We start from the raw sequence: 13,431 nt of genomic DNA on the forward strand, positions 1-13,431 counted from the left end.
ACACAGGTCAAGTACTCAAATACCGCCCAATCAACGCAATCCCACTGGCCAACACCAACCACGTCACCAACCGCACAAACGCCTCACGCGACATACGCATCGTCAAACTGCGCCCACACCACAGCCCCAGGGCCATCGCCGGCAACAGGCACAGCGCCAACATCAGCAGCGGCAGGTCCGCATACACCCCGGCAATCAGGAACAGGCTCAAGCGCACCACCGTGCTGCAACTGATCAACGCACTCTGGGTTGCACGCGCCGCCTCCTTGGGCAGGCGGCTGTTCAGGTAGATCGCATATAAAAAGCCACCACTGCCAAACAGCGCCCCGAACAACCCGCCCACCGTGCCCATCGGAATCGACCACCCCGCCGCCAGCTGCGCGGGCCGCGCCTTCACTGCCAGGCTGTATATCGCGTAGGCGCTAATAAACAGCCCCATCAATAGCAGCAACAAATCCGAGTGCAGATTGAGCAAAAACACCACACCCAGCGTGCAACCGATGGCCATGCACGGTAGCAATCGCAGCAGCTCCGGTTTGTTCACGTCCCGCCGCGATTGCAGCAGGTTGCCAAACGCCGCGACAAAATCCAGCAACACCAGCAACGGGATGATCTTCGACAGCGGCATGAACAGGATGAGGATCGGCCCGGCGACCAGCGCGGTGCCGAAACCAGCGATGCCAAACACGACATAGGCGACCGCCACGCCCACACCGATCACCAGCCAATCCACACCACCAAACGACCACTGACTCAACAGCTCAAGCGGGCTCATGGGAAATTCCTTGTTAGAGATGGCCATCACTTTAGCCATCGGCGAGGGATGCGACTAATATCTTCAAAGCCCTCCACCCATCTCGAAAAGGCATGACGCGTGATCTCTACCCGCCAACTGCGCTACTTCGTCGAAATCGCCGACAGCGGCAGTTTCAGTGCCGCTGCCGAGCGCCTGTTTGTGGCGCAATCGGCCCTGAGCCGGCAGATCAAGGAGCTGGAAACCCAACTGCAAACCCCGTTGTTCGAACGCACCGCACGTCAACCACGCCTCACCGCTGCCGGCGAAGCCTTTTATCCGCGAGCCCGCAACCTGCTGAGCGAACTACTCAAGGCCAGCGAGATGGCGACTCAAGTAGGCAATGGCGAGCTCGGCACGCTGCGCTTGAGCCATTCAAGCACCGTGCCCATGAGCGGCCTGTTGCTGCAGGGTATCAGCACCTGGCTGGAGCGTTGCCCTGGAGTGTCGATGGATATCGCCAAACTGTCTTCCGAAGCGCAACTGGAAGAAATCGCCGACGGTCGCCTGGAAGTCGGGGTGTTGCGCTTGCCCGTGTTGCGCCAGCGCGAGGGCGTGCGAGTCGTGCCTCTATACAGCGAGCAACTGTTGTTGGCCGTGCCGCCGAATCATGCGCTGGCGCGCAGTCAGATACCCATCGAGCTGGAGCAATTGCGCGACGAAGCGTTTATCTCGATCCCTCACCCCCAGCGTGGCGGCCTCAGTTATTTGTCAGCCGAGTTGTGCATGCGTGCGGGATTTTTCCCCAAGGCTGCACGGGTGATGTCACGCAAGACCACCCAGTTACAGTTGATCCAGGCCGGCTTCGGTATTGCCTTGTTACCAAAATCCATGCAGGACATTGCGCCAGCCAACGTGCACTTTTTGCCCCTGGCCGATCCGGACTGCCTTAGCACCGTGGCCCTGGCCTGCGCACAGGCGCCGAGCGCGCTGGTGGAGCAATTCTGCCAAACCTTGCGCGAATGCCTATAAACTGCCGACCATGATTAAAGATCGCCTCTCATGATTAAAGACCCGTTTGCCCGCCTGGGCCTGGACCGCGAAGTCCTGACTGTCAGCCAGCTCAACGGCCGCGCGCGGGTGTTGCTGGAAGACGTGTTCACCAATATCTGGGTCGAAGGCGAGATCTCCAACCTCGCCCGTCCGGCCTCTGGCCATGTGTACTTCACCCTCAAGGACAGCGGCGCGCAGGTGCGTTGCGCACTGTTTCGCAACAATGCTGCGCGCGTGCGCCAGGCACTCAAAGATGGCCTGGCCGTGAAAGTGCGCGGCAAGGTCTCGTTGTTCGAGGGCCGTGGCGACTACCAGTTGATCCTCGATACCGTGGAGTCCGCCGGTGATGGAGCGCTGCGTCTCGCGTTCGATGCCCTGAAGGAAAAGCTCAGCGCCGAAGGCCTGTTCAGTGCCGAACGCAAAGTGCCGCTGCCAGCGCACCCTCGGCGCATTGGCATTATCAGCTCACCGACCGGTGCGGTGATCCGCGACATCATCAGCGTGTTCCGCCGTCGAGCGCCGAACATTGAACTGACACTGATCCCCACGGCCGTGCAGGGTCGCGAAGCCATCCCCCAGATTGTGCGGGCATTGAAACTGGCGGATGCGCGCGGCTTCGATGCACTGATCCTGGCCCGTGGCGGCGGCTCACTGGAAGACCTCTGGTGCTTCAACGAAGAAGCCGTGGCCCGAGCGGTGGATGCATGCATTACGCCGATCGTCAGTGCTGTCGGTCATGAAACCGATGTGTCGATCAGCGACTTCGTAGCGGACGTGCGCGCCCCTACCCCCTCCGCCGCGGCTGAATTGCTCGCGCCAGACGCCAGCCACCTGGTGCGCCAGGTCGAAAACCTGCACCGCCGCCTGGTGATGCTGATGCGCAACCGCCTGAGCCACGACCGCCTGCGCCTGGAGGGCATGGCCCGGCGCCTGCGTCACCCCGGCGAACGCCTGCGCCAACAGGCCCAGCGCCTGGATGACCTGGACATGCGCATGCGTCGCGCGTTTGAGCGCAGCCTCAATACCCGGCGCGAACGCCTGATCCGCTTGGAAACCCGCCTCGCCGGCCAGCACCCTGGGCGTCAACTGGCCCTGTTGCGCCAGCGCCTGGAGAGCCTCGCCGAACGCCTGCCCCGCGCCATGCGCGAAGGCCTCAAGGCCCGGCGCCTGCAACTGCAGAGCCAGGTGCAGACGCTGCAGGTGGTCAGCCCACTGGCGACCTTGGGCCGCGGCTACAGCATCCTGTTGGACGAGCGCGGCCAAGCGATTCGCAATGCCGCGCAAACCCACACCGGCCAGCGCCTGACCGCGCGCCTCGGTGAAGGCCAATTGCAAGTGCGGGTGGAAGACAACCACCTGACACCCGTCACCCTTTCGTTATTGGATTGATTGATGCCACGTTTATTTAGCCTGCTGATGTTGTTTTGCCTCGCCTTCAACGCCAACGCCGACAGCTACATCACCCGCACCTTGAACAAACCGGTGCCGGGTGGCGTTGCCGTGGTTGAGCTGGGCCCCGCAGCAGCGGCGCCAAAAGCCACCTATCAGGGCAAGCCGGTGCTGGTGGTGAAAGAGGCGGACAACTGGCTGGCGATTGTCGGTATTCCATTGACGGTCAAGCCAGGCAACGAACGCATCAGCAGCGGCGGGCGCAACCTGCCGTTTATCGTTGGCTACAAGAAGTACCCGGAACAACGCATCACCCTGAAAAACAAAAGCCAGGTAAACCCCGACCCGGCGCAGCTCAAGCGCATCGAAGCGGAGCTGGCGGTGCAGATCAAGGCCTACCGCAGTTTCAGCCAGAACCTGCCGAGCAACCTGGTGCTGGACAAGCCGGTGAACGGGCCGCTGTCGAGCAAGTTCGGTGTGCGTCGCTTCTTCAACGGTGAAGAGCGCAACCCCCATTCAGGCCTGGACTTCGCCGTGCCGGCCGGTACCCCTATCAAGACCCCGGCGAACGGCAAGGTGATTCTGGTCGGCAACTATTTCTTCAACGGCAACACAGTATTTGTCGACCATGGCCAGGGCTTCATCAGCATGTTCTGCCACATGTCGAAGATCGACGTGAAAGTCGGCCAGCAACTGGCGCGCGGAGCCGTGGTGGGCAAGGTCGGTTCGACAGGCCGTGCGACCGGGCCGCACATGCACTGGAACGTCAGCCTGAACGACGCACGGGTCGACCCGGCGATCTTTATCGGCGCATTTCAGCCCTGAAGCAGCACTTCCCGACAAACAACCCACAGTGCCGTTTTCAAAGGCACACACGCAGGGCCAGATAACACCCAGTGACACAATCGCTGGAATCAAATGCTCGGTTTTCAGAACGTATAGGGTGCCACGGCTGACAGGGAGTGCCATGCAGCCATCATTCAACTTTTGAGAACCGAAAGCATGCAGCTATCTGCCACTCAAAGACGATCACCGCACCTTGAACAGGGAAATCAGTCCCCCGCTGAACCCCATATCAAATCACGCACGCTACCTGCCTCACAGCTCAAGTCCAGCGCAGCAACGAACCCCCATGAAACAGCATTGCTCAAGGCTTACCTTTCGGCCATACAGGGCCCCACGCTGGACACCCCCTCCGAAATTGTAAACGTGCCCCTGCAGAGCACGCTGGGCCAATGGCTAGCGCTGTATCGAGCACAAATAGAGCATCCTGTCGTTCAACGCTGGCTAAACGAGCAAAACATCGATCAGTCCGCCCTGCTTACCATCAACCCAACAACTGGTGCGTTAACAGCCCAGGTGGGCAAAGAAAAGAAACATTTCGCTCTCACGGACATGTCCGGATGGGGACAGGTCTCGGCTCCGCTCCTGGCAGCCGCCAGGGTCATCGCACCCGGCAACGTTGATGAGCTTCAGGTGCAATTCGGGACTGGCTCAATACACGTCAACGTAGCAGTGGTCTCAAATTTCCAGGGCGAACCTCCCCCAAAGACCCTGGCCCAAACCCGGGCATTGATAAGGCGCCTGAACCAGAACCAAGCGTTTGACCCCATTCCCAACGACGACCGCCTACGCCCGGCCAGTAGCCGCTCGGCACAAGCCCTAGAACAGCACAAACAAAACGCCGCCAAGTTCTACATCAGCGCACCTCAAGCACTGACTTACAAGCGCCTGGCAATCGATGTGGCCAACACGCTGCCTGACGTACGGGCAGAAGCCAAGAAATGGGCAGAAAGCCTTATCTTCCAGTTGACCGGCAAGCACGTGGATGCCGACACGATTTACTTAAATCGGTTCAAGAGTTCAAGCACGCCGCTCAGCCAGGAAACCGCCACAGTGACCGGTTGGGAGCATCCAAATGAGGAACCCTATTCGTCACTGCGCCTACCGGACGCACTGTTGAAGAACTTCTCCGAGCATGACTGGGATCCTGGCAGCCTGGACCTGGAAGCCGGTCTCTACATGGACGGTTCCGGTAAAAGTCAAAAGGGTGGATACGGTTCTTACAACCAGTTCCCTCTGGCACCTTCCTCTGTGATGCACGCGAGTTGGAAAACCGACTTTCAGGCTCAGATGAGCAAAAAAATAGACACATTTTGGAAAGACCACCTGAATGACTATGAGGTAGCGCTCAAAGGAGAGTTCGTTTTTCAGGCCCGCAAGCAACTGAAAGCGTTTGAGCGCAAATCACCCGCAGAGCAAGCCCTTCAAGCGCCTGAGCATCGTTTCACCCGGGACGATTATCGAATGGTGATGGCAGCGGCGCCCCACTTGCCACTGGATGAAAATGCACCACTGACCGTCGAACAACTGGAGGCCAAGGCCCCCGTAAAAGGCAACGTTCAAGTCCATGCGCTAGATATCGGTGGTTTTCCGTCGAGCGATATTCTGCGATTTACCGATCTTGGCAACCACCAGCAAATTCTCTACATACCAGGCGCCGAACCGGCCTTTCTCAAGTTTGCCTCTGTCGAAGCGCTGGATCAGTGGATCGCAGAGCAGACCAAGAACGTAAAAAAAAGCCAGGCCCTGCTTGCCCACTTCCCACTGATCACCCGACAGAACCACGAACCCAGCACTCTGGAATATATCGGGAGGGCGCTCGCGCCAGAGGCCTCGTTGTTCCTGAAGTTATTCATTGGCTTGCCCAACAAGGTTGAGGGGCTCGACTCCATCTTCCAAAAACTGTCCACGGATAAACTGGAGCCCGGCGCAGCCGAGCACAGCTCGCTGCACAAAATCGAGGGAGATGCTTTTGCCAGCATCGCGAATGCAAGCAAAGTCCGCATGACCAGTGATGCCGATAGCGTCATCAAGTCTAATAGTGAGGTCACACGCGACACCTGGCTCAACGACGTGACCGTAGCTGCGGGCTTACTGGCCAAACTTGCGCCCATCGCCGCACCGGTTGCTGCCGCGGCGGTAGTGACAGGCTTGACGGAATTGACACTGGGCGCGGAAAAAGAATATTCCGGGGACACCGAGGCAGAACGCAAAGACGGAGCATCCAAGGCATTCGATGGTTTGCTCAATACACTGTTCGGTGTAGGCACAATGGCGCCACTGAAAGATTCGTTCATTTCTCCGGAAGAAAAACCACTTGCCCCGATACCAGGCGAAAGCCCTCGGATCGTCAAGCCGGTGGCAAACCGACTACGCCCCAGCCACGTAGGCAATATCAGCCAGTATGCAGTAGCCGACGGTGAGCAATTGATTGAAAACGCTCCGTGCAACGCGAAGGGCATCTATCAGGTCAAGGATGGAACAACTGGGGAGGATCACTGGTTCATCCGCTTTACCGACACGACCGGCGTTCGCCAGGTGTATGAGATCAAGGGCAATTTCAAACTCAGCAATGAGTATGTGCAGATCATTCAAAGAGAAACGGGCAAGCCCGTGATGACGGTGTATTCCACTGCCGAGGGAGAGTGGCGAGTAAATGAAATACTTGGGGGTAAGCGACATCGGGGCAGGACCTTACCCCCCGAGCACGACACTTACATGAATCGGATTCTCTCGGGCAATGCGGCCCGTGACTTCAACGGTGATCCGGCCGTAACCGGGCAGATCCGGCGGTGGTTCAGACGCGACATGGACATTTACTACATCGATCTGGAAACGAATGGGATGCCGGCCCGTCCTTCGCTTCCCGTAATGACCATCAACAGTACACCGGAGTCGGCCATTCGACGCACGTTATCGCAACCCGGTGTGCGTGGGCTGGTACTGGGAGAAATACATGACGAACCTGCGGCGTATCAATTGGTCATTGATCAAATGCAGAAGTTCAAGGACAGCGGCGTCACCATTATTTACGTTGAAGGTGCGCCCTTTATCCAGGGTTCGTCGAACATCGCCGACGCGGCGCTGCTCCCATCAGATGCACCCAATTTTGGTCAACACGTCTACAACCCGGACTACACGGGTGGCCCTACGCTGGTAGACATCATCAATGAAGCAGACAAGCATGGGATAAAGGTCATTGGGCTTGAGCACCAGCAATTGACGTGGCGCACAGACAACCCGATGAAAATGAATTTGTTCACGCACCCACGGGGAGCGGAATTCCGACTGAAGGAGTTCAACTACCACGCAGCAAAGATCATCGAACAAACACCACCCGGCGAAAAATTCGTGGCCATCGTAGGGAAAGACCACATGAATACGTATGACGGTGTCCCCGGCATCGCAGAGCAGACCGGCGGGGTAGGAATGTCCGTGACACCCTCTCTCAAAGGCAGCTCCAGTATCGTGAGCCAGCCCCCTAATACACCTCCACCAACGCTGAAATTCCTGCGTGGCACCAGTATCCCCGAGCCTTACGGTGATATTCATGTGGATTACAATATCGACGCACTGACCTATTGACGCGGACGCGTTATCCGGGGCCCACAGCGCATACGCTGCGGGCCAACCGATTGCGCAAAGCCAGATCAGCAGCGCAACAAATCACCATAAATACAAAACAAACAACAACAAAAACCAATAAAACGGTAAAAATAGGAAATTATCTCAATTTTTTTTCGTAACTTGCCATCTTTCCCCCACACGGTTAGGGTTGAGCTTATGAAAACCTCTCACACCCTCATTCAGCTCCGCCAGCACCGCAGCCTGTGCCTTGTCAGCGCACGACTGCCAGGCTGAATCGATCTGCCTCGTCTTTACGTTTTATCCCTAAAAACAGTCATACGGCAGGCCGCCTTTTCTCGGCCCCTACAACAAAGGATTTCCCGATGAGCATGCTCAAAGACCCGTCTTCGAAGTACCGCGCGTTCCCGACCATCGATATTCCGGACCGCACCTGGCCATCGAAGACCATCACCGAAGCGCCGATCTGGTGCAGTTCCGACTTGCGTGATGGCAACCAGTCGCTGATCGAGCCGATGGACGCGGTGAAAAAGCTGCGTTTCTGGAAGACCCTGGTCGCCGTTGGCGTGAAGGAAATCGAAGCCTCGTTCCCGGCGGCATCGCAAACCGACTTCGACTTCGTGCGCACCCTGATCGAAGACAACCACATCCCCGAGGACACCACCATCCAGGTGCTGACCCAGGGCCGTGAAGACTTGATCGCCCGCACCTTTGAATCCCTGCGCGGGGCCAAGAAGGCCATCGTGCACTTGTACAACGCCACATCCCCGTCCTTCCGCCGTATCGTGTTCAACCAGGACAAGGAAGGCATCAAGGCCATCGCGGTCAACGCGGCCAAGCTGTTCGTCAAATACGCCGCCCAGCAGCCGGAAACCCAGTGGACCTTTGAATACTCCCCGGAGACCTTCAGCGCCACCGAGCTGGAGTTCGCCAAGGAAGTGTGTGACGCGGTGATCGAGGTGTGGAACCCGACGCCTGAGCACAAGATGATCCTCAACCTGCCGGCCACCGTGGAATGCGCCACGCCGAACATCTATGCCGACCAGATAGAGTGGTTCGGTCGCCATATCAACCGCCGTGACAGCGTGATCATCAGCCTGCACACCCACAACGACCGTGGCACCGGCGTGGCCGCCACCGAGCTGGGCCTGATGGCCGGCGCCGACCGTGTCGAAGGCTGCCTGTTCGGCAACGGCGAGCGTACCGGTAACGTCGACCTCGTCACCGTCGCGCTGAACATGTACACCCAGGGCCTCGACCCGCAGCTGGATTTCTCCGACATCGATGGCGTGCGCAAAGTCGTCGAAGAGTGCAACCAGATCCAGGTTCACCCGCGTCACCCTTACGTCGGTGACTTGGTGCATACCGCCTTCTCCGGCTCGCACCAGGATGCGATCCGCAAGGGCTTCTCCCAGCAGAAAGACGATGCGCTGTGGGAAGTGCCGTACTTGCCGATCGACCCGGCCGATATTGGCCGCAGCTACGAAGCGGTGATTCGCGTGAACAGCCAGTCGGGCAAGGGCGGCATCGCCTACCTGCTGGAGCAGGAGTACGACATCAGCTTGCCGCGTCGCATGCAGATCGAGTTCAGCCAGGTGGTACAGGCCGAAACCGACCGCGTCGGCCTGGAGATGACCGCACCGCAGATCTACGCTTTGCTGCAGCGTGAATACCTGCAAGCCAACACCCCGTACGCGTTGGTCAGCCATCGCCTGCAGGAAGAGAACGGCAACAGCTTTGTCGAGGTGGAAGTCTCGGGCAAGGGCCAGGGCGAAACCAACCTGCACTGGAAAGGCAAAGGCAACGGCGCGCTGGAAGCGCTGGTAGCGGGCCTGCCGATTGGCGTGGAGATCATGGACTACAACGAACATGCAATCGGTGCGGGCACCAACGCCAAGGCGGCCGCCTACATCGAGCTGCGCGTGAACGGCGAGCGCCCGGTGCATGGCGTGGGTATTGATGAAAACATCACCACCGCCAGCTTCAAGGCGCTGTTCAGCGCGCTGAACCGCTCGTTGAGCCAGCAGGAAGCAAAAGCGGCGTAAGCCGGTTCGTAGGAATGCAAAAGGCCCCTGGGTGAGAACTCAGGGGCCTTTTTGTTGGCCTATCAGATTTGTGTTGCTTGTGAGGGCCTCATCGCAGGCAAGCCCGGCTCCCACAGGTCATTGCACCAAGTGTGGGAGCCGGGCTTGCCCGCGATGGCGGTGGTTCAGACAAACTGAAAGCTATCGGCATCCAGGTTGGCCGGGAACTTGGTGCGATATGCCGCCAATTCCGCCGCATCCAGGTTCACCTGGAACACCCCATCCGCCTCCCCCGCACTCAGCAGCGTCTCACCCTGAAAGTCCAGCACCTGGCTGTCCCCGGTGTAGGCAAACCCCTTACCATCCGTGCCCACGCGGTTCACCGCCGCCACGTAGCACAGGTTCTCGATGGCCCGTGCCGGCAGCAGCCGGTTCCAATGCAGGCGCCGCGCACCCGGCCAGTTGGCGGTGTACAGCAGCAGGTCAGTGTCCTGAGCATCGCGACTCCATACCGGGAAGCGCAGGTCGTAGCAAATCAATGGGCGTATACGCCAGCCCTTCAACTCGAACTGCACCTGGCGTTCGCCGGGGGTGTAGTGGTCGTGCTCGCCAGCCATGCGGAACAGGTGGCGCTTGTCGTAATGCAGCACCTCGCCGTCCGGTCGTGCCCACAGCAGGCGATTGCGGTGGCTGCCGTCGGCGGCGTGGATGATCACACTGCCAGTGATCACCGCGTTGTACTTCGCCGCCTGGGCCTGGAGCCAGCGATGGGTCGGGCCGTTCTCGGGCTCTGCGAGGGTTTGCGACTCCATCGAGAAACCGGTGGTGAACATCTCCGGCAGTACGATCAGGTCGGCACCTTTGGCCTGCTCCAACAGCAGCTCGAAATGATCGAGGTTGGCTTGGCGGTCGTGCCAGGCCAGGCTGGTCTGGACCAGGGCGAGAGTCAGGTTCGGCAGTGCACTCAGATCACGCATAGTTTTTCCGCCGCTTGTTGCAGCGTTTCCTCGCGTTTGGCAAAGCACAGGCGCACCAGGCGCTGGCCTTGGGGTGGGGTTTGGTAGAACACCGAGACCGGAATGGTGGCCACGCCGTGTTCGCGGGTCATCCAGAGAGACATGGCGACGTCATCCAGGTCCGGGCGGATCTGTGAGTAATCCACCAGCTGGAAGTAGGTGCCAGTCACACGGGTAAAGCTGAATCGGGACGGAGCAAGCAAATCGCAGAACAGGTCGCGCTTGGCCTGATAGAACGCCGGCAGCTCCTCGACGTGTTCCGGGTGTTCGGCCATGAAGTCGGCCAACGCATACTGCAGCGGGGTTACGCCGCAGAAGTTGACGTATTGATGCACCTTGCGCAGTTCGGCGCTGAGGGCCGGCGGCGCGACAACGTAGCCGGTTTTCCAGCCGGTGACGTGGTAGGTCTTGCCGAACGAGCTGACCACGAAAGCGCGCTGGTACAACTCTTCATGGGCCAGCACGCTGACGTGGGGCACGCCGTCGAAGACCAGGTGCTCGTAGACTTCATCGCTGACCAGGTAGATATCACGGTCGCGGATCAGTTCGGCCAATTGGTCCAGTTCGGCGCGGCTGATCAGCGCGCCAGTCGGGTTGTGGGGGGAGTTGAGGATGATCATGCGCGTGCGCGGTGACAGCGCGGCCTTGATCTTCTCGAAGTCGAGGGCAAAGCCGTCCAGGCTCAGTTGCACATGCACGCAGCGACCGCCGGCCAGTTCCACTGAGGGCTCGTAGCTGTCGTAGCTGGGGTCGAACACGATGACTTCATCGCCGTTGCGAATCACCGCCTGGATCGCACAGAAGATCGCCTCGGTGGCGCCAGGGGTGATGGTCACCTCGCTGTCGGCATTCACCGTGGCGCCATAACTGCGGGCGATCTTGGCCGCCACCTGCTGACGCAGCACCGGTAGGCCGGTCATGGGCGCATATTGGTTGTGACCGAGGGCGATATGTTTGCCCACCGCATCGAGCAAACCCTGGGGGCCATTGAAGTCCGGAAAGCCCTGGGACAGGTTGAGTGCGCCGGTTTCGGCTGCGAGTTGCGACATGGTGGTGAAAATGGTCGTGCCGACATTCGGCAGCTTGCTGGTGATCATCGGAGGCCCCTGCAGGTGAGCCTCAAGTTTTAAGCTGCCGGCCGCACCGGGTCAAGGCACAAACGGTCGCGCACAAAAAAGGGCTCTTCAAGAGCCCTTTTCGCGAGGTCGAAATCAGCGCTTGTCGCGGCGCTTCTTATCGGCCTTCTTGTGGTGAGTCATCAAGCGACGCTTCTTGTTCACCTGACGGTCAGTCAGTGTGTTCTTGTTGCCTTCGTATGGGTTCTCACCACCCTTGAACTCGATACGGATCGGCGTACCGACCAGTTTCAAGACGCGGCGGTAGGTGTTTTCCAGGTAACGCACGTAGGACTTCGGCACCTTCTCGATCTGGTTACCGTGGATCACGATAATCGGCGGGTTGGCACCCCCCAAGTGGGCGTAACGCAGTTTGATCCGGCGGTTGTTGACCATCGGTGGCGCGTGCTCGCCAACGGCGTCTTCCAGGATCTGGGTGAGGCGGTTGGTCGGCCAGCGGGTCACCGCAGACTTGAACGAGTTCTGCACGGATGCGTAGAGGTTGCCCACGCCGGTGCCGTGCAGTGCCGAGATAAAGTGGATATCAGCGAACTCGACAAAGAACAGGCGACGCTGCAACTCGATCTTGACGAAGTCGCGCTCGCTCGGCGTCATGCCGTCCCACTTGTTGATCGCGATCACCAGGGCACGACCGGCCTCGAGGGCAAAGCCCAGCAGGTTGAGGTCGTGGTCCACCACGCCTTCGCGGGCATCCATCACGAAGATCACCACGTTGGCGTCTTTGATCGCCTGCAGGGTCTTGACCACCGAGAATTTTTCAACTTCCTCGTGGATCTTGCCGCGCTTGCGCACACCGGCGGTGTCGATCAGCGTGTACTTCTCGTCGTTACGTTCGAACGGGATGTAGATGCTGTCACGGGTGGTGCCGGGTTGGTCATAGACGATGACCCGGTCTTCACCGAGCATGCGGTTGACCAGGGTCGACTTGCCGACGTTAGGGCGGCCGATGATGGCGATCTTGATACCGTCTTTTTCGCTCGGGCCAGGAATGCGCTTGGCTTCCTCACCTTCGGCGACGATCTCTTCCTCGCCCTCTTCTTCCTCGACGTCATCCTTGGGGAAGTCGCGCAAGGCGACTTCCAGCATCTGGGTGATGCCGCGACCGTGGGCACCGGCGATTGGAATCGCGTCGCCCAGGCCCATCGGGCTGAACTCGGCACGGGCCTGCTCAGGATCGATGTTGTCGATCTTGTTGGCGACCAGATAGGAACGCTTGTTGCGCTTGCGCAGGTGCTCGCCAATCATCTGGTCAGCAGCGGTGTAGCCCGCACGGGCGTCCACCAGGAACAACACGACGTCGGCTTCTTCAATGGCCAGCAGCGACTGCTCGGCCATCTTTTCGTCCATGCCATGCTCGTCACCGGAGATACCACCGGTGTCGACAATAATGTAGGAGCGCCCTTGCCACTTTGCCTCACCGTATTGGCGATCACGGGTCAGACCGGACAAGTCGCCGACGATGGCGTCGCGAGTCCTGGTCAGGCGGTTGAACAAGGTGGACTTGCCGACGTTAGGTCGGCCCACCAGGGCGATTACGGGAACCATGCGGCTCTCCACTTCGTTATTTCAGAAAATACAAAAGCCGCTGCAAGGCAGCGGCTGGTGCTCGGGGCAGCATAATCAAATGCCGCATGCCCCGCCGAAGCGGGGCC

General features: G+C 59.4%; 9 protein-coding genes. 5 read left to right on the forward strand and 4 right to left on the reverse strand.

Annotated elements, in window-relative coordinates:
- Positions 1-7 precede the first annotated feature (7 nt).
- Positions 8-775 (reverse strand): sulfite exporter TauE/SafE family protein, encoded by a 768-nt coding sequence (locus tag KHP07_RS15185; protein ID WP_214497439.1) that lies wholly within the window; start codon positions 773-775, stop codon positions 8-10.
- A gap of 99 nt (positions 776-874) precedes the next feature.
- On the opposite strand from KHP07_RS15185, the gene KHP07_RS15190 reads away from it, so the two are divergent.
- From KHP07_RS15190 to leuA, 5 genes are all read left to right on the forward strand, one after another.
- Positions 875-1,765, forward strand: a complete 891-nt coding sequence (locus KHP07_RS15190) for a LysR family transcriptional regulator (RefSeq protein WP_078050093.1) — start codon at positions 875-877, stop codon at positions 1,763-1,765.
- Between the two features lie 30 nt (positions 1,766-1,795).
- On the forward strand, positions 1,796-3,175 hold the full coding sequence (xseA, locus tag KHP07_RS15195; RefSeq protein WP_214497440.1) for an exodeoxyribonuclease VII large subunit: 1,380 nt from the start codon (positions 1,796-1,798) through the stop codon (positions 3,173-3,175).
- A 3-nt stretch (positions 3,176-3,178) separates the two neighbouring features.
- Positions 3,179-4,000 carry a M23 family metallopeptidase gene (locus tag KHP07_RS15200; protein ID WP_214497441.1) on the forward strand — a complete coding sequence of 274 codons (822 nt, stop codon included), beginning with the start codon at positions 3,179-3,181 and terminating at the stop codon, positions 3,998-4,000.
- A gap of 177 nt (positions 4,001-4,177) precedes the next feature.
- Entirely contained in the window at positions 4,178-7,603 is a 3,426-nt protein-coding gene (locus KHP07_RS15205; RefSeq protein ID WP_214497442.1) for a membrane-targeted effector domain-containing toxin, read from the forward strand.
- A 365-nt stretch (positions 7,604-7,968) separates the two neighbouring features.
- Positions 7,969-9,648 (forward strand): 2-isopropylmalate synthase, encoded by a 1,680-nt coding sequence (gene leuA / locus KHP07_RS15210; RefSeq protein ID WP_010207924.1) that lies wholly within the window; start codon positions 7,969-7,971, stop codon positions 9,646-9,648.
- A 164-nt stretch (positions 9,649-9,812) separates the two neighbouring features.
- On the opposite strand, the gene KHP07_RS15215 is transcribed toward leuA, so the two are convergent.
- From KHP07_RS15215 to der, 3 genes are all read right to left on the reverse strand, one after another.
- Complete coding sequence (locus KHP07_RS15215) at positions 9,813-10,604, reverse strand: amidohydrolase (protein WP_099494232.1); 792 nt, start codon at positions 10,602-10,604, stop codon at positions 9,813-9,815.
- Positions 10,592-11,740, reverse strand: coding sequence for a pyridoxal phosphate-dependent aminotransferase (locus tag KHP07_RS15220; RefSeq protein ID WP_078050097.1), 1,149 nt, complete (start codon positions 11,738-11,740; stop codon positions 10,592-10,594). The genes KHP07_RS15215 and KHP07_RS15220 overlap by 13 nt, the downstream gene beginning before the upstream one ends.
- A gap of 114 nt (positions 11,741-11,854) precedes the next feature.
- The gene (der, locus tag KHP07_RS15225; RefSeq protein ID WP_078050098.1) at positions 11,855-13,324 is read right to left on the reverse strand and encodes a ribosome biogenesis GTPase Der; all 1,470 of its coding nucleotides are present in this window, start codon (positions 13,322-13,324) and stop codon (positions 11,855-11,857) included.
- Positions 13,325-13,431 lie beyond the last annotated feature (107 nt).

The organism is Pseudomonas sp. VS40 (genome assembly GCF_018587885.1).
Classification (GTDB): Bacteria; Pseudomonadota; Gammaproteobacteria; order Pseudomonadales; family Pseudomonadaceae; genus Aquipseudomonas; species Aquipseudomonas pergaminensis.